Annotated in this window: 23 protein-coding genes and 1 pseudogene; 19 read left to right on the plus strand and 5 right to left on the minus strand. The window is 59.5% G+C overall.

The genetic code is table 11. The features are described from left to right. Window positions 1-269: 269 nt before the first annotated feature. Window positions 270-1,616 (plus strand): PASTA domain-containing protein, encoded by a 1,347-nt coding sequence (locus FFT87_RS14560; protein WP_255560086.1) that lies wholly within the window; start codon window positions 270-272, stop codon window positions 1,614-1,616. A 127-nt stretch (window positions 1,617-1,743) separates the two neighbouring features. Here FFT87_RS14560 and FFT87_RS06085 read toward each other — a convergent pair whose 3' ends face one another. Then, window positions 1,744-2,280, minus strand: a complete 537-nt coding sequence (locus FFT87_RS06085) for a helix-turn-helix domain-containing protein (RefSeq protein ID WP_219950427.1) — start codon at window positions 2,278-2,280, stop codon at window positions 1,744-1,746. A gap of 161 nt (window positions 2,281-2,441) precedes the next feature. Between FFT87_RS06085 and FFT87_RS06090 the strand changes: the two genes are divergently transcribed. The 16 genes and pseudogenes from FFT87_RS06090 to FFT87_RS06165 form a co-directional block, all read left to right on the plus strand. Continuing rightward, window positions 2,442-4,040, plus strand: coding sequence for an ABC transporter substrate-binding protein (locus FFT87_RS06090; RefSeq protein WP_219950428.1), 1,599 nt, complete (start codon window positions 2,442-2,444; stop codon window positions 4,038-4,040). 114 nt (window positions 4,041-4,154) lie between these two features. Next, window positions 4,155-5,177: an ABC transporter permease gene (locus FFT87_RS06095; RefSeq protein ID WP_255560087.1), complete on the plus strand. Its 1,023-nt coding sequence runs from the start codon at window positions 4,155-4,157 to the stop codon at window positions 5,175-5,177. Next, on the plus strand, window positions 5,174-6,079 hold the full coding sequence (locus tag FFT87_RS06100; RefSeq protein ID WP_219950429.1) for an ABC transporter permease: 906 nt from the start codon (window positions 5,174-5,176) through the stop codon (window positions 6,077-6,079). The genes FFT87_RS06095 and FFT87_RS06100 overlap by 4 nt, the downstream gene beginning before the upstream one ends. After that, a complete protein-coding gene (locus FFT87_RS06105) occupies window positions 6,076-6,906 on the plus strand; it encodes an ABC transporter ATP-binding protein (protein WP_219950430.1) in 831 nt (276 codons plus the stop codon). The genes FFT87_RS06100 and FFT87_RS06105 overlap by 4 nt, the downstream gene beginning before the upstream one ends. Next, a complete protein-coding gene (locus FFT87_RS06110) occupies window positions 6,903-7,700 on the plus strand; it encodes an ABC transporter ATP-binding protein (RefSeq protein WP_219950431.1) in 798 nt (265 codons plus the stop codon). The genes FFT87_RS06105 and FFT87_RS06110 overlap by 4 nt, the downstream gene beginning before the upstream one ends. Then, a complete protein-coding gene (locus FFT87_RS06115; RefSeq protein WP_255560088.1) occupies window positions 7,690-8,931 on the plus strand; it encodes an amidohydrolase family protein in 1,242 nt (413 codons plus the stop codon). The genes FFT87_RS06110 and FFT87_RS06115 overlap by 11 nt, the downstream gene beginning before the upstream one ends. Continuing rightward, entirely contained in the window at window positions 8,931-10,634 is a 1,704-nt protein-coding gene (locus FFT87_RS06120; protein ID WP_219950432.1) for a DUF885 domain-containing protein, read from the plus strand. The genes FFT87_RS06115 and FFT87_RS06120 overlap by 1 nt, the downstream gene beginning before the upstream one ends. Before the next feature lie 17 nt (window positions 10,635-10,651). Further along, window positions 10,652-11,074: a nuclear transport factor 2 family protein gene (locus FFT87_RS06125; RefSeq protein ID WP_255560089.1), complete on the plus strand. Its 423-nt coding sequence runs from the start codon at window positions 10,652-10,654 to the stop codon at window positions 11,072-11,074. Then, window positions 11,071-12,003, plus strand: coding sequence for a dihydrodipicolinate synthase family protein (locus tag FFT87_RS06130; RefSeq protein WP_219950434.1), 933 nt, complete (start codon window positions 11,071-11,073; stop codon window positions 12,001-12,003). The genes FFT87_RS06125 and FFT87_RS06130 overlap by 4 nt, the downstream gene beginning before the upstream one ends. Further along, the gene (locus tag FFT87_RS06135) at window positions 12,000-13,205 is read left to right on the plus strand and encodes an FAD-binding oxidoreductase (RefSeq protein WP_219950435.1); all 1,206 of its coding nucleotides are present in this window, start codon (window positions 12,000-12,002) and stop codon (window positions 13,203-13,205) included. Before FFT87_RS06130 ends, FFT87_RS06135 begins: the two co-directional genes overlap by 4 nt. After that, window positions 13,195-13,485 carry a (2Fe-2S)-binding protein gene (locus FFT87_RS06140; protein ID WP_219950436.1) on the plus strand — a complete coding sequence of 97 codons (291 nt, stop codon included), beginning with the start codon at window positions 13,195-13,197 and terminating at the stop codon, window positions 13,483-13,485. The genes FFT87_RS06135 and FFT87_RS06140 overlap by 11 nt, the downstream gene beginning before the upstream one ends. Beyond that, window positions 13,478-14,968, plus strand: coding sequence for an FAD-dependent oxidoreductase (locus FFT87_RS06145; RefSeq protein WP_219950437.1), 1,491 nt, complete (start codon window positions 13,478-13,480; stop codon window positions 14,966-14,968). The genes FFT87_RS06140 and FFT87_RS06145 overlap by 8 nt, the downstream gene beginning before the upstream one ends. Window positions 14,969-15,460: 492 nt before the next feature. Next, a complete protein-coding gene (locus FFT87_RS06150; RefSeq protein WP_219950438.1) occupies window positions 15,461-15,928 on the plus strand; it encodes a plastocyanin/azurin family copper-binding protein in 468 nt (155 codons plus the stop codon). Window positions 15,929-15,984: 56 nt separating this feature from the next. Next, the gene (locus tag FFT87_RS06155) at window positions 15,985-16,656 is read left to right on the plus strand and encodes a hypothetical protein (RefSeq protein WP_219950439.1); all 672 of its coding nucleotides are present in this window, start codon (window positions 15,985-15,987) and stop codon (window positions 16,654-16,656) included. Window positions 16,657-16,749: 93 nt separating this feature from the next. Continuing rightward, the gene (locus FFT87_RS06160; protein WP_219950440.1) at window positions 16,750-17,169 is read left to right on the plus strand and encodes a hypothetical protein; all 420 of its coding nucleotides are present in this window, start codon (window positions 16,750-16,752) and stop codon (window positions 17,167-17,169) included. A 44-nt stretch (window positions 17,170-17,213) separates the two neighbouring features. Beyond that, window positions 17,214-17,423, plus strand: a pseudogene (locus FFT87_RS06165) (response regulator transcription factor); the annotation flags it as partial. Window positions 17,424-17,444: 21 nt separating this feature from the next. Here FFT87_RS06165 and FFT87_RS06170 read toward each other — a convergent pair. After that, window positions 17,445-17,744, minus strand: coding sequence for a hypothetical protein (locus FFT87_RS06170; RefSeq protein ID WP_219950441.1), 300 nt, complete (start codon window positions 17,742-17,744; stop codon window positions 17,445-17,447). 295 nt (window positions 17,745-18,039) lie between these two features. On the opposite strand from FFT87_RS06170, the gene FFT87_RS06175 reads away from it, so the two are divergent. Continuing rightward, the gene (locus tag FFT87_RS06175) at window positions 18,040-19,257 is read left to right on the plus strand and encodes an ammonium transporter (RefSeq protein WP_219950442.1); all 1,218 of its coding nucleotides are present in this window, start codon (window positions 18,040-18,042) and stop codon (window positions 19,255-19,257) included. 137 nt (window positions 19,258-19,394) lie between these two features. Here FFT87_RS06175 and pdxH read toward each other — a convergent pair whose 3' ends face one another. Continuing rightward, window positions 19,395-20,036, minus strand: coding sequence for a pyridoxamine 5'-phosphate oxidase (gene pdxH, locus FFT87_RS06180; RefSeq protein WP_219950443.1), 642 nt, complete (start codon window positions 20,034-20,036; stop codon window positions 19,395-19,397). A 36-nt stretch (window positions 20,037-20,072) separates the two neighbouring features. After that, entirely contained in the window at window positions 20,073-21,335 is a 1,263-nt protein-coding gene (gene nhaA, locus FFT87_RS06185; RefSeq protein WP_255560090.1) for a Na+/H+ antiporter NhaA, read from the minus strand. Window positions 21,336-21,613: 278 nt separating this feature from the next. Between nhaA and FFT87_RS06190 the strand changes: the two genes are divergently transcribed. Then, a complete protein-coding gene (locus FFT87_RS06190) occupies window positions 21,614-21,916 on the plus strand; it encodes an iron-sulfur cluster assembly accessory protein (RefSeq protein WP_219950444.1) in 303 nt (100 codons plus the stop codon). Here FFT87_RS06190 and FFT87_RS06195 read toward each other — a convergent pair whose 3' ends face one another. Further along, complete coding sequence (locus tag FFT87_RS06195; protein WP_219950445.1) at window positions 21,917-23,215, minus strand: hypothetical protein; 1,299 nt, start codon at window positions 23,213-23,215, stop codon at window positions 21,917-21,919. It lies immediately after the preceding gene. Window positions 23,216-23,292: the final 77 nt, after the last annotated feature.

Genomic DNA, 23,292 nt, shown 5'->3' on the forward strand with positions numbered 1-23,292 from the left:
CTTGGGAGATTTGAACCGAAGCGTCCATATCGGCATCGGCTGCGGTTACCCCAGTACGGGGGTGACGCCGACGTTTTATTCAAAGCTTTGCAGGTGGCTAAACTTTCGCTTTCTATCAGCCTCCTGTGAAGCGATCTCGAGTAGGGCATACTTCGAGAATGCCGTTGGGAAACTTCAACAAAGCAAGGCTGAAAGTGCTGCTATCTGCGGCAACTCTTTATGCATCGCGCTTCCGCCGCTGGAGACTATTCATCCCTGTGGTCGCGACAGTGCCTGTACTCGCGCTTTCAGGGGCTTTGGGTGGTTATGCAGCGTGGGATGTGACGCGGGTCGATCTCCCGGATGTGGTTGGAGCACCGTGGCCCGGGGGTATTGCGGCTCTCGCGAGTCTAGGGCTTGGCGTTGATGAGGGTGAAGGTTCTGACGCAACGATCGCTAAGCGCTGTTATGTAGTGTCCGCGCAAGGCATTCCAGCAGGGACCCGCGTCGTTCCTGAGGATACTGTCATCGGTTTGACAGTCGAGGCTGACAACCGGCCTGTCCCCGATGTGGTCGGTTTATCGGTTGCCGAGGCCCGAGATGTGCTTGAGGATGGTTGCTTCCACGATGAAATATTGCCGACGTGGTGTGTTCCCGAAGGCTTCTCCGGCGGTGAGGAAGTGCTTACCTCGGAGGAATTCGAGGCCGAAACTGGGTTCACCTACGACGTGGCCGCTAACCTCCTCATCGATGCGCAACTGAAACCAGACGACGATTGGATGGTCTGTGATCAGGCTCAAGCAGCATCGACCATGAAGGCGTCGTCGTCCAAGGTTGGTCTGGCAATTACAGTCCCGCTCACAACGGTTCCAGCGCCGGCTGGAAGCGAACTTAGCCAAGCTCAGATCGCACTGCAAGAGACCGCCGACGGCTGCGCGCTCGACTACCGTGTCACCGCAACGTTCACGCCGGACCCCACAAAGATTCAAGGTAAGGCTTTGCCTGCGTCTGCGGAGACCGACGCCTGGCAGGTGCTGGGCCTCCAGCCGGCTGTCGGGCGCCCCGCACTCTGTGGTTCAACGGTGGCTGTAGGGGTGGAATGGCCGAGTGCAGCGATGCCGAAACTTATCGGCCTGCATCACGTGCCAGAAGAACCGTCGACGTCGACCGGGGTTGAGGCTGGGACTGGGGCTGCGACCCCGGCGACTGCTGCTCTCGAAAAGGCGCGCCTGAAATCGAACTGTAGCGGGCGCGGGACAGTCACGAGCCAAGTCCCCGACGCTGGCGTATCGATGCCAAGAGGGGCCATGGTGACGTGCGTCGCAGAGCTTGTCGTGCCCAGCATTGTCGGGCTGGACGAAACGACAGCGAACGCGGTGCTTGCCAATGCTGGCATTGAAGGGTTCGGCTCGGGATCTGGCGTGGTCGTTTCGCAATCACTAATCGCAGGCTCAATCGCTTCGTCGACGCAGAGCGTGTGGTTCGAAGCCAAGCAGCCACAGCCCGTTTATGCGCCCCGTGCTTACTACAAGAATTGCACTGCTGCGCGGAATGCAGGCGTCACTCCTCTGTATCAGGGTGATGCCGGCTATGGCACCCATTTGGATAGAGACAGGGATGGCATCGGCTGTGAATAGGTGAATCGTGCGCTCCAGCAGCACCCGACGTGTTGCTCGACTGAAGCCGGTTTCGAGGGCGACGAGTCCGGGGATCTTGTCGCCGCCAAAGCGAAGATGGCGAGGCGTTCAGTATGAGCGCGCGATGCTACGGCATCGGGGGAGTGATGGCGACGACGATTGTTGTGTCGGCATCCGAAAGGTTCAAGTACCGGTGTGGCTGCTCAGAATCAAACGTGATCGACTGGCCAGCATCGAGTGTGTGGGTGGTCTCGCCAATGTGTACAGAGAGCGTGCCTGAAATTACGAAGGCACACTCTGTCGATTTGTGGCCCCATTTGTGGGCGGAGCTCGACTCTCCTGGCGGAATCGTGGCTGTTAATACCTCAAGGTCACCACGACCCGGAGAAAGTCGTTCGTAGACGAATCCGCTGTTGGTCGTACCCATGGTGGGGCGATCGCCCGGGGAGGTTACGTGCACGAGAGGCGCGTCAGGGTCAGTAAAGAGCGAAGCGACTGCGGCCTCGAACACCCCAGCGAGCTTTCTTAAGGACCCGAGGCTTGGATCGGCTGCGCCATTTTCGATCTGACTGAGCATTCCGGCCGAGAGGCCCGAGAGGTCGGCGAGTTGGCGCAGCGTTAATCCGCGTTCGAGTCGTAACGCTTTGAGTCTGTCTCCGAGCACGTTGTGTGCACTTCTCCCATAAATTTGTTTACTCTAGATTAACAAAGTTTAGTGACATTGAACTAGGCTTGCGGAAATTGTCCTGCTGCACCGTAGTCGAGTTGTCCAAACACTCTATGCGTTCGGGCATTCTCCTAAACACAAGGAAGTAAAGACAGAGAATGAAAAAAGCCAATCACAGCAAACTAGCCGTAGTGGCGAGTCTAGCGATTGTTCCGCTAGTTCTCAGCGCCTGCGCCGCGAGCCCCGACACCAGCAACGGCGGAGGATCGCAAACTCTCACGGTCGACAACTCATTCGTACTCAAGACTCTAGACCCAGGCTTTGTGTATGAGCAGACGGGCGCGACCATCGTCCACGTGCTTTACGACACGCTCGTCACTTTCGATGGCTCGGATGTCTCCGAAGTGAAGCCGTCGCTGGCCGAATCCTTCGAAGCCTCGGACGATGCTAAAGAATTCACGTTCACTCTGCGCGATGACGTCACGTTTGCTGACGGCAGCGCACTGGATTCGGAAGACGTCGTGTTCAGCCTGAACCGTCTCAAGAATCTCAAAGGAAGCGCGTCCCAGATCGTCTCGGGCATGAGCTTCAGTGCGTCCGACGAAGACACCGTCGTGGTGACATCGGACGTTACTAACCCCGACGTCCCGACAATCCTCGCTCAGCCTTCAACGGGCATCCTGAATTCTGAAGTAGCGGCAGAGAACGGCGCAACAGACGCAGAAGACGCCGCGACTGCTGATTCCATCGGAACGTACCTCGACACCAACTCACTCGGATCAGGTCCCTACACAATCAGCAGCTACGACCCCAGTTCTAAAGTTGTTCTCACGGCAAACCCTGACTACTGGGGAGAAGCACCGGGTTACGACCGTGTTGTTCTCCAGAATGTCGATGTGCAGAACCAGAAGCTGACGATCGCCAAGTCGTCCGGCGACGAAGTTGCCCTCGACCTCTCCGGTGCGCTTTCCGCCGATCTGCCTGACACCGTGCAAATTTCTGGAGTGCCTGACACGTCATACTTCCTGAGCCTCAACCAGGACCCTGCGGTATCGGAGCTCACCTCAAACCGCGCCTTCGTCAATGCATTGCGCGCGTCGATTGATAACGCAGGAATTGCGAAGCTCTTCGGGCCGGATGCAACAGCAGCTAGCGGAGTAGTTCCGCCCGCATTCTCTGGCGCGCTTGATCCCTCTGATGCTCCGAAACAAGACATCGAGGCTGCGAAGAAGTTGCTCGCTGATGCGGGTATCTCGAACCCGAGCGCTTCGCTCGTTTATCCAGCAATCACGTACCGCGGTGTGGACCTCGGAACGATCGTCACCAAGGTTCAGGCCGATGCTAAGGAAGCGGGAATCGCGATTGAGCTGACCCCGCAGCCCATCAACGTATTCCTTGACGGTCAGGCTGCTGGCCAGAACGAAATCGGATTCTCGCCGAATAGCCTGAACTATCCCGTTGCAGCATCACTCGTCAACAACATGGCCCCTGGAGCAAGCACCTCGCTTCGCAACGGTTGGACCTTAGAGCGGGCGGACGCTTCGGCAATCGACGCTAGCGAAGCGGTGATCGCCGCGACGACGCCAGAGGAACGAGTTTCAGCGATGCAAGAGTGGCAGCGAGTGATGAACGAGGTGTCGCCATTCATTCCTATGGCGAATAACTCTGGAATCGTTGTTGCCACCGAAAACCTCGATGGTGCTGTCTATTCACCCGCAGGTTGGACTATCGACTTGGCTGACATCTCCAGCAAGTAGTCGACATCTGTGATGCCGGTGAGCGCTCCAGAACGCTCACCGGCGTCGCACCTTTCCGCCCCTGCCGTAGACGCCTCTGGCGCAATCCGCGGCACGAACCAGCGAAAGCCACACATGCCTCTCTTGCTGAAAACAATCGCGAAACGGTTACTCACAACTGTCGCGCTGCTCTGGGGAGTGACGGTTGTCACTTTCCTTCTTGTGAGTGTCGTTCCTGGTGATCCCGCCGCGGCGAACCTTTCACAGCAGGCCTACGATGACCCCGAAATTCGCGAAGCCTTTCGGCAAAAGTGGGGACTAGACCAGCCCCTCATCGTTCAATATGGACAGTACCTCTGGAATATTCTTCACGGAGATCTGGGCGTATCGCAGCAGACCAACCGGCCGGTTCTTGAAGACCTTTCGCGTTATATCCCCGCCACGATCGAGATTGCAATCCCTGCCATGGTGATCGCCATCATCGTTGCCGTCGCCCTCGGAATTCTGTCGGCAATGCGTAAAGGGTCAGCGCTCGACAATGGCATCCGAGTCCTCTCGTTGACAGGCTTGTCCACACCACCGTTCTGGCTCGCGCTTGTGGCGCTCTACGTCTTTTTTTACATCTTCGGTTGGGTGCCCAACGGCGGTCGTCTCAGCAACATGTACGACCCTCCGCCCACGATTACGGGGATGTACACGATTGATGCTCTCGCCGCCGGCCAGATCACCGTCTTTTGGGACGCGGTGTGGCACCTCGCCCTCCCTGTTGGCATTCTGGCTGTTCTCACCATTTCAGGCCTCTTGCGCTTCGTGCGCTCCTCGATGCTGGAGGTGCTCGACTCTGATTACATCCGCGCGGCAATAGCAAAGGGCTTGCCTCGCCGAATCGTCACCTGGCGACACGTCTTCAAAGCAGGGCTTCTCCCCGTGCTCACTGTCTCAGCGCTGACAATGGCGTCGTTGATGGGTGGCGCGGTGCTCGTTGAGCAAGTTCTGAGCTGGCCGGGTCTCGGCCAGTACGCCTACAAGAGCGCGCTTGGCCTCGACCTCCAAGCGATCTTGGGCGTGACATTGTTCGTGGCCATCGTCTACACCGGAATCAACCTCATCGTCGATGTGCTCTACACCGTCATTGACCCACGGATCGGAGCAAAATGACCTCCCTACCTCCCGTGCTCGACGCGGCGAAAGCGAAACGATCCGATCTCAAGACTTCACGGATGTTGCGGAGTCAGTTCGGCTCAGTATGGACGCGTCCGTGGACTGTGATTTCGCTCGCCGTGATAGCTATATGGACGTTTCTGGCTATCACCGCCCCGTGGATTGTTCCGTTTGACCCGTTGAAGCCGGTCGGAGAGAATCTTCAGGCACCATCGTCCACTCACTGGTTCGGCACCGACGAGCTAGGTCGTGACGTTCTGAGTCGTGTGATTTCCGGTTCGCAGCTGTCGCTTCCCCTTGCGGTAATAATCGTCGTGTTCTCGCTGCTGGTTGGCGGGATTGTCGGATTGTTGGCGGGTTACCTCGGTCGCACCGTAGACGGCATCGCGATGCGTCTCGCGGATCTGGTTCTCGCCTTCCCGCAGATCATTCTGGCGATGGCCGTCACAGCGGCGTTTGGTCCGAGCACCGGAAACGCTGTGCTCGCTCTGGTGATCGTCTCGTGGCCACTCTATGCACGCATCATTAGAAGCTCAGTTCTGAGTGTCCGTGAACAGGAATACGTCGTGTCCGGGCATCTTTTAGGCTCTGGGATGTTCAAAAGCTTGGTCAAGGATGTGATCCCGAACAGCGCTGGTCCGGCCCTAGTGATGTCGACGATCGAGCTGGGAAATGCCATTCTTATGCTCGCCGCACTCTCCTATCTGGGGCTCGGTCCACGCCCGCCAGCAGCCGAGTGGGGTGCCATGATCGCGCTTGGCTCGCAAAACCTCTCTAACTGGTGGATCAGCTTGTTCCCCGGGCTCGCGATTCTGACGATCGTGATGGCGTTCAACATGCTGGGGGACAGCATTCAGGATTACCTCGATCCGCGCTCCCGAGGAGGAAAGCTCCGATGAAACCGATTCTTGAAATCGACGCGCTCAGGGTCTCTCTACCCAATGTTGAGGGATTCGCTGATGTGGTCAAGTCAGCAACGCTCACCGTGAACGAGGGCGAGATTGTCGGTCTCGCCGGGGAGAGCGGTTCAGGCAAGACGATGACGTCTTCGGCGATCCTGGGGATTCTTCCGAAAGGGGCAAGGACCTCGGGAACGATCACCTTCGAAGGAACAGACCTTCTCGGCCTGTCCAGCTCTGAACTGTCGCGAATTCGGGGAAATCGCATCAGCATGATCTTTCAGGATCCTTCTGCTGCGCTTCATCCGTTGCTCACCATCGGCACTCAAATCACAGAGCACATGCGCCATCACCTCAAGATCAGCAAGCGTGAGGCCACTGAGCGTGCGGTGAAGCTCCTTGATCAAGTTCAGATCGCCGAACCGAGAAAGGCGCTCCGGTCGTATCCGCACCAATTCTCTGGCGGCATGAGACAGCGCGCTGCCATTGCGATTGCCTTGGCGTGCGAGCCACGGATGCTTATCGCTGACGAACCGACGACAGCCCTCGATGTCACAGTGCAAGACGGCATCCTGCAACTATTCAATCGACTCTGCGATGAGACCGGGGTTGCTGTGCTGTTCATCACTCACGATCTGGGAGTGCTGTCGACTATCGCCGATCGCACCTATGTGTTCAGAGACGGTGCCGTCGTCGAGTCTGGCGATACTGACGACGTGCTTTTGCGCCCGACTCATGAGTACACCCAGGCATTGATCGCGTCTCGGGCGCAGTCGCTCGCTCAAGAACGTGTGGGCGCTGACGGGCAAGAGGGGGAACAAAAGTGAAGGTTCTCGAAATAGACGATGTGCACGTCACCCACCATCGTCGTGGTCAATCAGATGTTCGCGCGGTGCGTGGCGTCAGCCTCTCGGTGGCGCCAGGTCAAGTCGTTGGGCTTGTGGGAGAGTCGGGCTGCGGCAAATCGTCGCTTGCGCGGGTTGCCGTCGGGCTAGACGCGCCCACAAGCGGAACGGTTCGGTTCGAAGGCTCGCCGCTCGTGCCATCTCGGCTAACGGCGCGTGCGAAGAGTGCACTTGGCCTCCAGATGGTGTTCCAAAACCCGTACGCATCACTCAGTCCTCGGCGCACGATTGGTAGTCAAGTGCTTGATGGCTTGCGCGCGCCGATGAGCCGCGGAGAGGGCGAAGCGGAAGCAATTCGCTTGCTGGAATTGGTGGGTCTCGATCCTGACAGTCGTCGTCGCTACCCTAACCAGTTTTCGGGTGGACAACGTCAACGTTTGGCTATTGCGCGCGCTCTCGCGGCTCGGCCAACGCTCATGATCGCCGACGAACCAGTTACCGCGCTCGACGCTTTCTCCTCGGCTCAGATCGTGAAGCTCCTCACAGGATTGGTTCGTGAATTAGACATGGGGATGCTCTTCATTTCTCACGATCTCTCTCTAGTGCGCGCTATCGCCGACGAAACAGCGGTGATGTATGCGGGCGAGATTGTGGAACGTGGCCCGTCCGAAACGCTCTGGAACGATCCCCAGCACGACTACACAAAAACTCTCATTTCGGCGATCCCCGTCATAGGGCCGAACCAACGCAAGAAAAGGACACCTCATGCCGGTTGACACCGTGACCAACGCCCCCGCCGCAACGATTCTCAGCGGAATGCGAATCTTCGATGGCATCAACGGGGAACTCAGCGTGGGCCACGCCATTTCAGTAGACGCCGACGGCATCATCACAGCGATCGGCCCGGTCGCGGAGATTGAGGCATCGGCCTCTGCCGGCGCGCGACGCATCGACTTAGCCGGAAGCGTTCTTACGCCTGGCCTGATCAACATGCATGTGCACTTCGGGCTGGCGCTGCCCGGCGCTGCTGGGGATCTGGTCGCCAGCGGGACCGATGCCGACTTGCTGATGGTTATGGCAGATTCGGCTCGCCGAACGCTCCTGTCTGGCGTCACGACAGTGCGCTTGGTCGGAGAAAGTAAATACCTTGATTTCGCTCTACGACGAGGGATAACCGCGGGTGCAATCGACGGGCCGCGCATCTTCACTGCTGGTCACGCGTTGTGCTGCACTGGTGGGCACGGCTGGGACTCGGATGCTCTTGAGGGCGACGGTCCTGATGACTTCCGACGCCTCACCCGGCTTCAGATTCGGGAAGGCGCCGACGTCATCAAAGTATGCATCTCTGGCGGCATCGCTGGAGAACACGAAAGAATCGACACCCCGCAACTCTTCGATGACGAAATGGAAGCCGTCATCCAAGTAGCCCACGACTGGGGCCGCAAAGTGACCGCGCACGTGGGGCCGTCGTCGACTCTGGATCGCGCCATCCGCCTTGGCCTTGACTGTGTCGAACACGGATACGAACTCACGAAAGAGACCACTGAGCTCATGGCAGAGCACGGTGTTTGGTATGTGCCCACGATTACCGTCAGCCGCTGCGAAGAGTTCTTCGATGAGCAGGGGGTGCCGGCGTGGATGAAGGAGCGAGCTCTGGGCGCCGGACCGCGTCACTGGGAGAGCCTCCAGAATGCAATCGGAAGCGGCGTCAAGATCGCGATGGGCACAGACATGCCGCCGGCAGCTCACTTTGAGGGAACCACAGCGACTGTTCGCGAGATGGAATTTATGGTCGACGCAGGAATGTCGTCACTTGAGGTCATGCGGTCGGCGACTTCCTCAGCGGCAGAGCTCGTCGGCGATGACTCGGTCGGCACGATTCGCGTCGGCGCACAAGCTGACTTCGTGGCGATGGAGGGCGACCCCACAGCTGACATCGCTCAATTGCGCGGAATCAACTGGGTAATGAGAAGTGGGCGCGTCTACCGTGACGAGCGGAACATCTAGTGGCCACATCTTCTGAAGTTCGGGCAATCGCCGACGAGTATGTCGAGGCGCGAGCCGCCCACGAACCAGCATCAGCTCAAGCGCTCGGTCTCGCAGCATCCGAACGTCTTCCAGATTTCAGCGCGAGCTGGGCGGATGGTCGACGTGCGCTCGACGAGGCAACGGCAGCGAAGCTTTCCGCGCTCGACGCCGCGACCATCGCGACCGGCGACCGAGCACTGCACGCAGCCCTGAGCGAGCGTCTTGGGAGCGACATCGCCCTCTTCGACACAGGCTTCACCCCGCGACTCTTGGCGCCGTTAGCCACCCCGGTGCACGAAGTGCGTGAAGCTTTTGATGACACGCTGATCACCCCGGATGACGCGGGCGACGCGATCCTCGAACGGTTGGCGAGCGTGCCGAGCGCGCTCGCTGACCTGCGCGGGCGCTACGAGTGGGCACGAGCAGAAGGCGCAGCAGGACGCTTTTCTGGTGGCGGAGTGGCAACGCGCATGCAGATCGGCCTTGCTGCGAATCAAATCGCCTCGTGGATCGATCCGGCGGGAATGGCCTACTTCGATAATCTCGCGACCGCGAACCTCGACGGCGCTCGCCAGCAGCGTCTAGAAAAAGCAGCAGCGGACGCCACTCGTGCGTTTGCTGACCTGGAGAGCTTTCTCCGCACCGATCTTTTGCCGACCGGAAGCGAACAGGACGCGGTTGGCGAAACCGTCTATCAGGCAACCTCGCGCGCGTTCCTCGGAAGTGATCTTGATCTCGACGAGATCTATGCCTTCGGGTGGAGTGAACTCGAACGCCTGGTGGCGCAAGCCCGGGAGATTTCCGCCCTCATCACCAAGACGCCAGCGGATGCCGACGTCGTTGACCGAGCGGCCGCAGCTCTCGACGCAGACCCGGCATCGCAACTGGGCGATACGGTGGCGATTCGAGAGTGGCTTCGCTCGCGCGTTGACGCGACGATAACAAAACTTGACGGCGCTGCTTTCGACCTGCCCGCTGACATCCGCGATGTCGAATGTGTGGTCACAGAAGCAGCGTCGGGTGTCGTTTACTACCTCCCCGGGGCTCCGGATGGGTCGAGCGCGAGCAAGATTGTCTGGACAATCCCTCGCGGAAAGACGGGTATTTCGGCCTGGCACGAGGTCACAAGCGTGCACCATGAGGGAGTTCCGGGGCACCACCTCGAACACTCGATCAATCGTGCAAACTCCACGCTTCACCCTTGGCAGCGCTATCTCTGCGAAATCCATGGCTACGCCGAAGGGTGGGCGCACTACTCTGAGGGCCTCGCTGACGAGCTTGGTCTGCTGGAGAGTCCGGCGGAACAGCTCAGCATGGTGCTCGGACAAATCTGGCGATCAGTGCGGATTGTGGTGGATCTCGGGCTGCACACGCGTCGGCCGATCCCGCACAACAGCTTCACCACAGCCACGGAATGGACCCCAGAACTTGGCCGGTCATTTTTGCGTGATCTTGCTCGCACGGATGCGCACACCGCGAAGTTCGAAGTTGACAGGTATTTCGGGTGGCCGGGGCAGGCACTCGCGTTTAAAGTCGGCGCAAAGCTGTGGGGCGACGCGCGATCGCAGGCTGCGATGAAGGCCGGCGACAACTTTGACCTCAAGACATTCCACCGAGAGGCTCTCGGTCTCGGACCGATGGGGCTAGGACCACTTCGTTCGCTCCTGCTGGCGAACTCATGACTATGAAAGGAGTCCCTGTGACTCACGAGACTCATTCCTCAGCTGAACTGCACGACTTCGTTGTCGCTCTCTACGAGGGCCTCGGCGATCGGGCCGCGTTCGATGAGCGGCTGCATCCGGTCGTCACTGTCTGGGAGAGTGCAGACCCACGGCTGCTTCGTGGCATTGATCAACTCGACGAATTGCGCGGACCAGCGGCCGCGGAAAACGATCGGGAAACTCCGCTTCCCTCGGTAGTACCCGTAGATATCGTGGCTGAGAACTGGGGCGAGACGGGGCTGATTCGCTACGTACTCGAGGTGCGCCCGAGCATAGCTGAACCGCTGATCGACCGAGTGCGTGTCACAGATGTTCTGAGAAAATCTGATGCTGGCTGGAAAATTGTTCACCACCACGCCCAAGACTTGGGCCCGGAAGACAGTGCGGAGGCAGGCAAGTGAACCGCGACAGCGTTGATTGGTATGGCTACATTCCGGCGATCACCACTCCTTTCACTCGTGACGGCGCACTCGACTTCGATGGCTTCGAGAAGCAAATGGGGTGGCTAGCTCGCGAGCGAATGCAAGGCGTGATCCTTGCCGGCACGACCGGCGAATGGTTCAGCCTCTCGGAGGGGGAGAGAGCAGAGCTCTTCTCTCAAGGATCCAAGAACGCGCCAGAGGGCATGATCGTGCTTGGAGGTTGCAACGCGCTGACCGCTGCCGAAGCAATTCGACATGCGAAGGCGGCTGAGCGCGCTGGTCTTGACGGCATCCTGCTCACCCCACCGCCCTACATCGTGCCGACTCGGGCCGAAATCGTGGCGTTCTATCAAGAAGTATCGGATGCCACCAGCATGCCGATGTGCATCTACAACTGGCCGCGCGGTTGTGTCGTCGACCTTGATATTGACCTGCTCGCTGAACTCGCGGAGATTGACAACGTCGTTGCGATCAAGAACTCCACGGGTGACATGTCTCGCTTTGTGAACGGTCTCTATGAACTGAGCGACCGGGTTCGATATTTTGGGGTTCCGACAAACGCCTTTGGCGCGGACATGATCAGCCTCGGCCGTGGCGACGGACTAATGGGATCAGGTGCACCGCTCGGTGCCTCGCACTCAGATTTCTGGCGCGCTCTAACGGAGGGTGACCGTGATCGGGCGCTTGAGCTGGGAGCTCGTGATCGGGTCGTCATGGAGCGCTGGTTTACCCGTGACTACGGTGCACAGTTCGGCAATGCGCAGGCAATAATGAAGACCGCCTTGCGGTTGCAAGGTGTTCCTGCAGGTTATGTGCGCCGGCCACTACTCGAACTCACCGACGAAGATGTGGACATCGTTCGCTCGACGCTGGAGGGGCTCGGCATCGAGACTGTCTCCCTCTCGTGAGCCAGATCTTCGATTCTATTGTGGTCGGGGGAGGCCTCCTCGGATCAGCGTTAGCGTGGATGCTTGCCAAGGACGGCGCGTCAGTTGTGCTCCTCGAACGTGATCAGCTCAATCAGCATGCGTCAGGGCAGAATGCCGGAAGCTTGCACTTTCAGTTGGAATACCGGATGGTCGAGCACGGACTTGAAGCAGCTCGACAGGCTGCAGAGGCCATGCCGCTGCACCTCGAAGCTGCCGCACTCTGGGAACAGCTGGGTGCCGAACTCGGTGAGTCCGTGGGCGTCGAGCAAAATGGTGGGCTCATGCTTGCAGAGACGGCGGAACAAGCAGCTGTACTTGAGCGTAAAGCTGAGCTAGAGCGCTCCTGGGGCCTCGATGTTGAGCTTCTCGACGGCGATGAGGTTCGTATGCTCGCGCCGTACCTTTCCGACTCGGTCGTTGCGGCAGCGTATTGCCCCATCGAAGGTAAAGCAGATACTCGTAGAGCCGGCCCCGCGCTCGCCCGCGGCGCTATCCGTCATGGCGCGCAGGTTCGCACACGCACTGAAGTCACCGCTATTCGTCGGGATGGGGCATTCTGGCGAGTGCAGACCGAATCTGCGGGCGCGGACGGACGCGTCCGTAGGGAAGAATTCCGGGCATCCACTGTCATGTTGGCAGGAGGAGTTTGGACGTCACAGCTGGGCTCAATGCTGGGCGTGAGCCTCGCAACGATCCCGTTGGCGCTCACTATGTCGGTAACTGCGAAAACGCCCAAGTTCATCCCGCACCTGGTGCAGCACGCCGGTACTCGGCTCTCGCTCAAACAATCCAGCGACGGAAACGTACTCATCGGAGGCGGTTGGCCAGCCCGGTTACCTCTGAACGAGTCAATGGAGCCAGACCTCGCTGCCCGGCCAGAGCTCATCACAGAATCGGTGATTGGTAATGCTGCTGCAGCGATTGGCGTTGTGCCGGCACTTGCCCCTTTGCCGGTGTTGCGCACCTGGGTGGGGACGACCACAGTGACCCCCGATCAGCTTCCCCTGGCCGGTGAAGTACCCGGATTGCCGGGAATTTTTGTCGCGACCGGCGGATCAGCATTCACTCTCGGGCCAAGTTTTGCGCGAGCGCTGACGGATCTCGCTCACGGGCGGGGCGCCAGCATCGATATGGCGCCCTACCAACCCCTGCGATTTGGAGGCAATAACAATGTCGCATAACCGTCGACTCACCGAGCAACGAGGAGAGTCTGTGACGCTGGATGTCGATGGCCGCCCTGTGTCCTGTTTCGCCGGCGAGATGGTTGCCACAGCGCTGCTCGCGGATGGTGTAGAGGGCTTTACTGAAAGAGAAGGGCAGCGTCGCGAACCGCTCTGCAATATGGGCACGTGCTTCGACTGCGCACTCACTATCAATGGCGCGCCACTCACGCGAGCGTGTCTCACTCCGGTGGCTGACGGCATGCGAATTGAGACAACGTTAGGAGAATCGGATGCATGATCTTGCGATCATCGGTGCCGGTCCGGCAGGTCTTGCGGCAGCGATCGCGGCGGCGGACAACGGTCTTGACGTCGTGATTGTCGATGAGCAACAACGTGCCGGAGGGCAAATTTTTCGACAACCACCAAGCGAATTTTCCGAACCACGCCGGCCTTTCGCGGCGGGCTATCCATGGGCAAGACAGCTCATCGAGGATGCCGAATCCCATCCGGGCATTCACTGGATTACCGGTGCGACAGCATTCGGAGTGCTTCGAGATGAAACCGCAGAACCACTCTCGGTAGCGGTGAGCGTTGCCGGCACCTCGCGGCAGCTTCCGGCTCGACGGGTTCTGGTGGCGACGGGCGCATACGACCTTCCCGTCGCTTTTCCGGGCTGGACTCTTCCCGGAGTGATGATGGCAGGAGCCGTTCAGGGCTTCATCAAGAGCCAACGTTTTCTTGTCGCGGAACGTTTGGTGCTCGCCGGATCACATCCGCTATTACTTGTCGTCGCCGATCAGCTTCTTGCAGCGGGAGCTGATGTTGCTGAAGTCGCGTTCGCGAGGGGCCTTCCGACTGTTTCGGAGGCGTGGGGTTCCCTCGGCGCTGTACCGGGTCACCTCGGCCTACTGGCCGAGTCAGCCGCTGCTGTCGTGCGGCTCAAACGTGCCGGGGTGCGGATCTCAACGAAAACGATCGTGACGTCTGCGGCGTCATCAGGGAGTGGGGCTGGGATTGATCGCGTTTCGGCAGTTGAGTTGGCGCCGGTAGACCGCGATTGGCGAGTGATCGGTCCTTCGCGCCGAGTTGAGACCGAAGCTTTGGTTCTGGGATACGGCTTTCAGCCCTCGACAGAACTTGCCCGCCAGCTGGGCTGCAAACTCGATTGGTCATCGCCTAAGGGAGGCTGGGTCGTGCGGCACGATGACCGCATGGCCACAACGTCGCGCGGTATTTACGTTGCCGGCGAGCCGACAGGTGTTGCCGGAGCAGAACAATCACGCGCCGAGGGCACTTTAGCGGGGCTCTGCATCGCCGCCGATCTCAAGCCGAGCAGCATTGACAACAAAAAGATGGATGCTGCAGTCACAAGCATCCGCAGTACTCGACGCTTCTCTCGGGTTGTGGAGCGGATCTTCATGCCGAATCGGCGCGGACTCACAGCGCTGGCGGATGCAGGCACCACGGTTTGTCGTTGTGAGCTCGTCACTCGTGGCGATATCGATTCGGTGCTCGAACAGAACGCGTTCATCGACACCGTCAGCGCCACTAAATTGGAATGTCGCAGTGGCATGGGCCCGTGCCAGGGGCGCTACTGCGAGATGACAGTTGCTGGCCTCGTCTCAGAACAGCGCAGCCGGCCGATTGACCAGGTCGGACGTTTTTCCGCTCACGTTCCCGTTAAGCCGGTGCCGCTATCGGCGTACGCGGCACTTGCTCTCACTGACGGTGGTGACGCCGCCGGCTGCGAACAGTGCAGTGCGGCCGAGTCGGAGAGCTGATCTGCTTTCTGACTGGGCCGGACTCCACGCCTGTGTGCGAACGCAGCGTTTGGTGAAGCTTCTGCTGCGTACCGCAGCGGCTCCACCGGGTCGGCTATAGCTGCACGCGCGGCGGGCAGGGGTAAGTCCGGGGAGGTTAGCGAGTGCTGCTCCGGAGAGTCCGAACATTTTTCCACTGCCTATTCCTCTGGGCTTCACTAGCGCGATTCCCAAGCTTGCCGCTCGCTGGGCGATGCGTTGCAAACGCAGCTAACCCGAGCACGATGCTCGTCTTGGTTATCTCGTCGCGCCAACCTCTGTTGTTCAACCGAAGAGCTACCTTCGGGAGTCTGAGTGAATACCCGACAGCAGGCACAGCGGCTTCGCTAACCGCCTTCTAGGAGTCGCTCGCCTGAGGGCTGTTCAGAGCTCCGATTCCGCTTCCTGCCAAGCTTTTCCTGCGCCGGAAAAATTGATACCAAACCAATTTGCCTTGGGTGCCGAATCATCTACATGTCACTCACCAGAACACTTCGGGCACCGAAAGCCACCCTCGCAGGTGCGCTCATCTTGCCAGCACTTCTCATCGCGCTTTCGGGATGCGCAGGTTCTCAACCGTCCGCAACGACGCCGTCTGAGACGAGCGGGACCGAACAGCCTGCCGAAACTGACGAAAACGTTGTTACGACTATCGGCCTGAAGTTCATGCCGAAGGACCTCACCGTCAAGGTCGGCACGACGGTTACGTGGCAAAACGGCGAGACGATAGGCCACACCGTGACCTCCGGAGCCTGGGGCGACGTCAACGAGTCAACTGGTCTCCGTGGCACGCAAACAGCAGACGGCCTCTTCGACCACGACCTTGCTCCGAAGGGCCAGGAGGGCGACACGTTCTCCTACACCTTCGACGAACCCGGCGAGTACTCGTACTACTGCCAACCGCACTTGACCATGAACGCAACCGTCACGGTCGAACCGTAAGAACCCGCACGACACAACGCACCACCAACAAAAAACATCAATAAGGAGAAGAAACAATGCGTAAACTCACAGCAATCACCGGTCTCGGACTCGCAGCGGCACTCACCCTCACGGGCTGCTCAGCAGCTACAGAGGCTCCGGCCTCCACTGATGAGAGCAACTCTTCGATGGTCGTCGACACAGTAAACAGCGACGGCGCCGCACTGCGTGCATCGCTAACGGCCCTGCTCGCTGACCACGTCTACCTCGCCGGTGCAGCCATCGACCAGGCGCTCGCCGATGGTGGCGACCTTACGACGGCCGATGTTGCCGGAGCAGTCGAAACGCTCGACACCAACTCGGTCGAGATCGCAGCCCTCGTGGGCTCGGCCTACCCAGACGCTGAGCAGCCTTTCCTTGACTCATGGCGTTCACACATCCCGTTCTTCGTGAACTACGCAGTAGCGAAGGCAACCGGTGACGAGGCTGGCATCGAACAGGCAATGTCAGACTTGGGTGGCTATGCAGTGTCGTTCGGCCAGCTGATCAACTCTGTTGTTCCTGAACTGCCGGCTGAGGCAGTACAGGCTGAGCTCGAGATGCACGCCACGTCGCTCGTCGCGGCAATTGACGCCAACATCGCCGGTGACCCTGCCTACTTCGCGCTGCTGAAGGAAGCTGCTGGACACATGCCGATGACGGCAACAGCTCTCGCTGGCGGAATTGCAGCCAACAAGGGTATTCAGTAAAACCACAGCACGAATGAACCGGCGGGGAGCGAACGAATCGCTCCCCGCCGGTTTCAGCGTTTCCGGGAAGTTGTTGAGAGAAAGGGCAAGGACATGAAGATTTTCATTATTGCGGCACGGATCTGGATTGCACTCGCGTTGCTGGTTAACGCCTACGTGCACTTTGTTCTCGCAACTCCCTTCGATGCCGTCGTCGGCTCGCTCGTCAGCCAGGGTGCGTTGTTCCGCATCCAGGGCGTGGTGAATATCCTCGCGGCCGTCCTGATCCTGGCGGTGTACCGCTGGTGGACCGGGCTGGTCGTGGCAGTGATCGCAGCGGGCGGCCTCGCACTCTTAGTGGTATCGGTTTATGTTCCACTGGACTTGAGCGCAATTGGGTTTCCCGTCATCTACGAACCTGTCTGGTATCAAGACAAGGTGATAGCAGTCATCGCTCAGGGCTTCGCGCTAATCGGCGGCCTCGCGGTGGCGCTGCTTACTCGTAGCGCAAAGACTCCACAGGGTCGGCCTTAGCAGCGCGGGCCGCGGGCAGGGTGCCAGCTCGAATTCCGCTTGAGCTTCTCCAACTGACGGAGCGAGAACGAGAAGTGCTGCTTCTTGTCGCCCGCGGTAGGTCCAATCAAGACATCGCCGGTGAATTATTCATTTCACCTCACACCGCCAAGACCCACGTGAATCGGATAATGACGAAGCTCAACGCTCACGATCGTGCGCAGCTGGTGATTCTTGCCTACGAGAGCGGTTTGCTTGCTCCCGGTGCCAACTAATAACCGCCTCTTACGCCAGCGCTACTTCTTCAGCGCGTCCTGACGTTTCTTCTGTGCGGCTGCGCGGTCCATCCGTTCGATACGTAGCAGGTCGAGAAGTAGGGCTGCGATCGGGATAACCGACACGACTCCGAGCCATTCTTGGGTGCCGTCGCCGGTGACGTAGAGAACATTGAAAACTACGGCCCAGACGACCCCACCGATAAGCCAGACGAGTCTCCACCACGGAGTAGTCAATTGCCGGATGCGGTTCTTCACCACGGACGTCTTCGCCGGGGGAGCGTTCTCGCCTGACGTTTGTGCGGGTGTGTTCTCAGCCATGCGTCAACTCTATGTTCTCCTGATGCTTGCCGAGAGGATCGCACAGTTTTGCTTGAAGAACGACAGTCGCGTCCACTTGCCGACTCATCGTCAAGGACATCCTCGGTATCTCGAAACCAGCCTGTAACACCACGACGTCTAGTTTTACGTGCCCGAAACATGACCGTGGGCGTTACGAAACGGTAGGACGGGATGCTGTGTCGTGCGGGTCAGTGGGAGTGGAAGAACCCGACACTCACTGAAATCTGCCAAAGAGTTAAGTGTGCACCAGGCGCACAAAGCGAAAGAGGTTGAGATGGATACAGTTGTATGGGTACTCATTAGCACTGCATTAGTGCTGCTTATGACCCCCGGTTTGGCATTCTTTTACGGTGGACTCGTCAAAGAGAAGTCAGTAGTCAGCATGATGATGATGAGCTTCGGATCGCTCGGCCTTGTTGCCGTTCTCTGGATCCTCATCGGCGCGAACATGAGCTCGATCGATGGTTCGATCTGGTCATTCTCGGGTAACCCGTTCAGCAACTTCGGTCAGGAAGGCGTTGCTGGCAGCGATCTCCTCGTCGTCGCCTTCGGCGGAACCTTCGCCATCATCACCACCGCACTGATCTCGGGTGCCATCGCCGACCGTGCTCGTTTCGGACCATGGATGATCTACACCGGTGTCTGGGCAACGCTCGTTTACTTCCCTGTTGCGGCGTGGGTATGGGGCGGTGGCTGGATCCAGAACCTCGGAGATAGCCTCGGCGGCCTCCCGGCAGTAATTGACTACGCCGGCGGTACTGCTGTTCACATCAACGCTGGTGCCGCAGCTCTCGGTCTCGCCCTGGTTCTTGGCAAGCGCGTCGGGTTTAACAAGGAAATCACGCAGCCTCACAATGTTCCTCTCGTTCTTATTGGTGCAGCTCTGCTCTGGTTCGGCTGGTTCGGCTTCAACGCGGGTGCCGCTAGCGACGCCGATGAAGCTGGCCTGATCGTGTTCAACACGCTCGCTGCTCCTGCTGCCGGTATTCTCGGCTGGATTGTCGTTGAGAAGTTGCGCACAGGCAAGGCCACCGCAGTTGGTGCCGTATCTGGTGTTGTTGCTGGCCTCGTCGCGATCACGCCAGCGTGTGCCAACCTGACGCCCGGCTGGACTTTGGTGCTCGGTGCTATCGCCGGTGCTGTCTCGGCTCTGGCAATCGAGCTCAAGTACAACCTCGGCTTCGATGACTCGCTTGACGTAGTTGGGCTCCACCTCGTCGCCGGAATAATCGGAACCATCTACCTCGGCTTCTTCGCCACCGGCACCGGCCTCTTCACCGGAGGAGATGCTGGACAGCTCGTTGTTCAGACCATCAGCGTTCTCGCTGTAGCAATCTTCTCGTTCGTTATGTCTTGGTTGATCGGAACAGCGATTCAGAAGACCATCGGATTCCGCGTTACTTCAGAAGAAGAAATCGCGGGCATCGACCTCGCCGTCCACGGCGAGTCGGGATATGCGCTGTCGACACGGGAAACTGTCTCGGCAAAGTAGAGCCCACAACCTCGGGAGGGGCACGACTGTTATCGCAGTTGTGTCCCTCTTTTGGCGTTAAGCGAAGAACCCCGAACCCGATGGTCAGGCTGTCGGAGCGGGGTTTCGTTGCGCGCGAGGGAAGGCACGGTCACGGGTTACGGCTGCAGCCGCATCCGGTCCCATTTTCCTGACGCGGCACGCACGAAGCGCACGCGGTCGTGCAGGCGTGAGCTGCGACCTTGCCAGAACTCGATCATGGTTGGCTCAACAACGAAGCCACCCCAGTCATCCGGTCGAGGCACATCGCGGCCCTCGAACTCGGCCTCAAGCTCCGCCACGCGGCCTTCGAGCAGCGTTCGGGATGCGATGGGTTGCGATTGTTCGCTGGCGTGCGCCGCAATTTGGCTGCCTCGGGGTCGCGACGCAAAGTAGGCGTCAGAAAGGAGTGCGGCGACGGGGCGGGCAACTCCTTGCACCAGTACTTGCCGGTGGATTGAGTACCAGGGAAACACAAGGGCAGCGGCAGGATTCGCGATAAGTTCGCGCCCTTTGTTGGAGCTGTAGTTCGTGAAAAATTCGAATCCGGAATTGTCGATGGCCCGCAGCAGCACGGTGCGGCTGCAAGGAGAGCTATCGGCATCCACGGTCGACAGCACCATCGCATTGGGTTCATAGACGTCTGCGTCGCTGGCATTCGCGAGCCACAACCGAAACTGTTCGACGGGGTCGGCGAGCACGTCCGAATCATTGAGCGGCAGCTGGCCGTAGTCGGTGTGTTGGCTCAAGGGGTCGGACACGGTGCATCCTTTCGACAGCGTGCAGCAGCCCGCTGGTTAGTAATCGTCTTCGATGAGCGCTTTGTTTTTGTCGGGGATTCCATCTTCGTTCATGTCGCGCTTGCGGGCGAGACGGGAATCCCAGCGGAGGCTGATTGCGGCGAGGATCGCGGCGAGTGCGGTGGCGATGAGGATGGCAAGTTTGGCGCCGGTGGTGTGCTCGCTGTCGGGGAACGACAGTTCAGAGATGAGTAGTGACACGGTGAACCCGATGCCGGTGAGAAACCCGATAGGCAGCAGGTCCCGCAAGCCGATCGAATCTGCGAGACGGAACTTCGTCACCTTGGTGATGAGCGCGGTTGTGCCGAGCACTCCGATAATCTTTCCGACCACCAATCCGATGATGATGGCGGGAACAACGGGCTGCACGAGAACGTCGCTGACCTTCTCCTCGCCGCCCAACGAAACCCCGGCGGCGAAGAACGCGAAGATCGGTAAGGCGATTCCTGATGACGTCGGGCGAACCGCATCATCGAAGGCATGAGTTCTGGTGTCTTTTTCCCCGTGAACGAGCTTGGCGGGAACGGTGAATCCGAGCACGACGCCGGCAATTGTGGCGTGCACTCCGGAATCGTGCATGAAGGCCCAGGCAAGCAGAGCCAGCGGAATCAGCAGCCACCAACGCGGCTTGCGGGAACGAACGACGAGACCGAAGAGCACGATCGCGATGAGCGAGAACAGGAGCGACAGCAAGTCGATGCTCTCGGTGTAGAAGAGGGCAATGATGACGATCGCAAGCAGGTCGTCGACAACAGCCATGGTGAGGAGGAAGGTACGAAGTGCACGGGGCAGCCCGCGGCCGAAGATAGCGAGAATCGCGAGGGCGAAAGCAATATCTGTGGCGGTAGGGATCGCCCAGCCGCCGAGCGCGGAGGAGTCACCCATGGTGAGAACGACGAGCGTGAAGAGCAGCGCGGGAAAGAGCATCCCGCCGATTGCCGCGAACACGGGAACGGCGGCTTCACGCGGTTTGCGCAGGCTGCCGGCCACGAGCTCTTGCTTGAGTTCGACGCCAACGACGAAGAAGAAGATCGCGAGCAGACCGTCGGCAGCCCAGGTGGCGAGAGTGAGGTTCAGGTGGAGTGACTCCGGGCCGATCGTGGTCTCGGCAAGGGCTGCATACCCTTCGCGCCACGGGGAGTTCGCCCAGATCAGGGCGATTGCAGCGGCAACCATGAGCAGGATGCCGCTGGTTGTCTCCATGGTGACCCAGCGGCGTACTCGCTTGCGTGGGCTCAGCTTCTTAGTGGATGTGGTCACAAAATTCCAGACGTTGAGGTTCGTCAGCGGGGTCGCCGACACAATCGCCGACCAGACTTCCCGGCACTCCGGTGACAATTCTACCGGTTGTCGCGGCTACAGGTACACGCGGTTGGCGGCGGCGCACGGAGCGAACAGGAATGCGGCGCACCACTCTTCCTGACTCCGCGCTCCACGGCGTATGAGAGTTGCCTCACAATCGGCACTCACGGTTGCTGTGTGCCACTGAGTAGGGGATCGTGGGACGTTCAATTCGCTGAACCTGGAAGGACGAACATATGCTCACCCTCACCGAAACAGCCACCACAGTCGTCAAGACGATTGTTGAACAAGATGCCAACACCGAAGCTTCTGGCCTCCGCATTAATGGAGAGCCCGGCGCCCCCAACCTCACTGTTGCTGTAGTTGCAGCTCCCGAGGCCGGCGACTCTGTTGTTGAAGCCGAAGGCGCAAAGGTGTTTCTCGAAGAGAACGCCGCCATCGCCCTCAGCGACAAGACGCTCGACGCCGAGGTTGGCGAGAATGGCGCGGTCAACTTCGCGATTCTCGACAACGCTCAGGCAACGCCAGACGAGGCTTAGCTAGTAGCGGGCGAGAGCGTCAGCATCTCGAGCATGAGTTACCGATCGGCGGATGGCGTCTAACGCCTCCACCGGGTCTGTCTCGGCTTCAGCGATCATTAGCTGGCGCTCCGCCTCCGCTAGGCGAGTGCGCGCATTCGCGCTCACTCCTCCTCGCCCCACCATTTCTTTCACGATATTTATCTGACTTCGGGCGGCAAGCACCGTTCCGCGGTACGCCGCACGAGCGTGTTCGAACCGTTGTTGTTGATTGCGTGCTGTCGCTAATGCGTTGTCAAGCTCAGCGCTGGCGTGCGTCAGAACAATGAGTTGACGAAACGGATCGTGTCGGCCACCAGCCCGCACTGCGGTCCCCGTTAGTGCATTGTCAACCGCAGCGATCGCGGTGATGATGCCAGACGCGGTGTCAGGGTCTTGGGCCCGGTCTAACGCCACCCGCGCTTCGCGAAGGTCACTCATGCTCGTGTCGCGCATCCGTGTGACAGCGACTTCGGCGTCGCTCGCCTCTGCCAGAGTGAGTTCTGAGGCCGAGAGTTGTTGGGCTGCCCGGTGCAGATCAGAGGCAGCGAGGTGCAGTAGCTCTGCGACAGCGTTGACTCCTGTCTCGCTAATCTCGGGCGACGCTACATCGAGATGTTGCGTGGCGTTGTCGAGAAGTTGTCGAGCGTTCTCGCGCTGTCGAATCGCGACGGCCAATACCGACTCAAGATAGCGTTCTGCTGCCTCATCCTGCTGCTGTTGAAGCCGCACGAGATGCTCGCGCAAGGAACTTAGCTGCTGAGTGAGCTCGATGACAGTCCCGCCGGCGGCGGCTTCAGTTCGTCGGCGTTCGGTGAAATCGCTGTCGAAACGTTCCAGCAGCAGGAGCGCTTTCTCGCACAAAGCGATCATCTGTAGTGTCGTTCGGCGACGAGATCGATCGGCCTCGTTCACCGCAATGTCCCGTTGCTGGCCTAAGCGAAAGGCCTCTGTCAGTTCTTGACGAGCTTGCGTGAGCGCGCGAGTGAATTCTTGCACGCTCGCAGCCCCGAATTGGGCAATGGCGAATCCGACCTCATTTTCGGAATCGCGCACGCGGTCATCCAGACTGACCAGCAGTGCCGCGGCATGAGCGTCGAGCTCGGTCTGCGAAGACGAACCACGGATGCCGCGATCGCCCCCGCGACGAAACAACAGAATGAAAGCTCCGACTCCCACCGCAAGCACGACGACGACGAGAGTGACGACCGCAATCGTGGTGCCGCGAACCAGCTCGACGGCATCGGTGGCGGCCAGCAGGAGGAGAGCATCGGGCACCATGTCTCGTATTCTACGGTCGACTGGCGCGAGAACTGGGGGTGAGACTAGCGGGTGAGTCTTGCGAAACTCGTGCCTGT

Origin of the sequence: Salinibacterium sp. M195 (genome assembly GCF_019443965.1) — a bacterium.
Taxonomy (GTDB): Bacteria; Actinomycetota; Actinomycetes; order Actinomycetales; family Microbacteriaceae; genus Rhodoglobus.

Excerpts from the sequence above, each read along its gene's own strand:
- FFT87_RS06155 (WP_219950439.1), top strand. The coding sequence starts at position 15,985 with ATGCGTAAACTCACAGCAATCACCGGTCTCGGACTCGCAGCGGCACTC.
- FFT87_RS06105 (WP_219950430.1), top strand. The coding sequence starts at position 6,076 with ATGAAACCGATTCTTGAAATCGACGCGCTCAGGGTCTCTCTACCCAAT.
- FFT87_RS06115 (WP_255560088.1), top strand. The coding sequence starts at position 7,690 with ATGCCGGTTGACACCGTGACCAACGCCCCCGCCGCAACGATTCTCAGC.
- FFT87_RS06090 (WP_219950428.1), top strand. The coding sequence starts at position 2,442 with ATGAAAAAAGCCAATCACAGCAAACTAGCCGTAGTGGCGAGTCTAGCG.
- FFT87_RS06145 (WP_219950437.1), top strand. The coding sequence starts at position 13,478 with ATGCATGATCTTGCGATCATCGGTGCCGGTCCGGCAGGTCTTGCGGCA.
- FFT87_RS06195 (WP_219950445.1), bottom strand. The coding sequence starts at position 23,215 with ATGGTGCCCGATGCTCTCCTCCTGCTGGCCGCCACCGATGCCGTCGAG.
- FFT87_RS06100 (WP_219950429.1), top strand. The coding sequence starts at position 5,174 with ATGACCTCCCTACCTCCCGTGCTCGACGCGGCGAAAGCGAAACGATCC.
- FFT87_RS06170 (WP_219950441.1), bottom strand. The coding sequence starts at position 17,744 with ATGGCTGAGAACACACCCGCACAAACGTCAGGCGAGAACGCTCCCCCG.
- FFT87_RS06190 (WP_219950444.1), top strand. The coding sequence starts at position 21,614 with ATGCTCACCCTCACCGAAACAGCCACCACAGTCGTCAAGACGATTGTT.
- FFT87_RS06160 (WP_219950440.1), top strand. The coding sequence starts at position 16,750 with ATGAAGATTTTCATTATTGCGGCACGGATCTGGATTGCACTCGCGTTG.
- FFT87_RS06175 (WP_219950442.1), top strand. The coding sequence starts at position 18,040 with ATGGATACAGTTGTATGGGTACTCATTAGCACTGCATTAGTGCTGCTT.
- FFT87_RS06095 (WP_255560087.1), top strand. The coding sequence starts at position 4,155 with ATGCCTCTCTTGCTGAAAACAATCGCGAAACGGTTACTCACAACTGTC.
- FFT87_RS06140 (WP_219950436.1), top strand. The coding sequence starts at position 13,195 with ATGTCGCATAACCGTCGACTCACCGAGCAACGAGGAGAGTCTGTGACG.
- FFT87_RS06150 (WP_219950438.1), top strand. The coding sequence starts at position 15,461 with ATGTCACTCACCAGAACACTTCGGGCACCGAAAGCCACCCTCGCAGGT.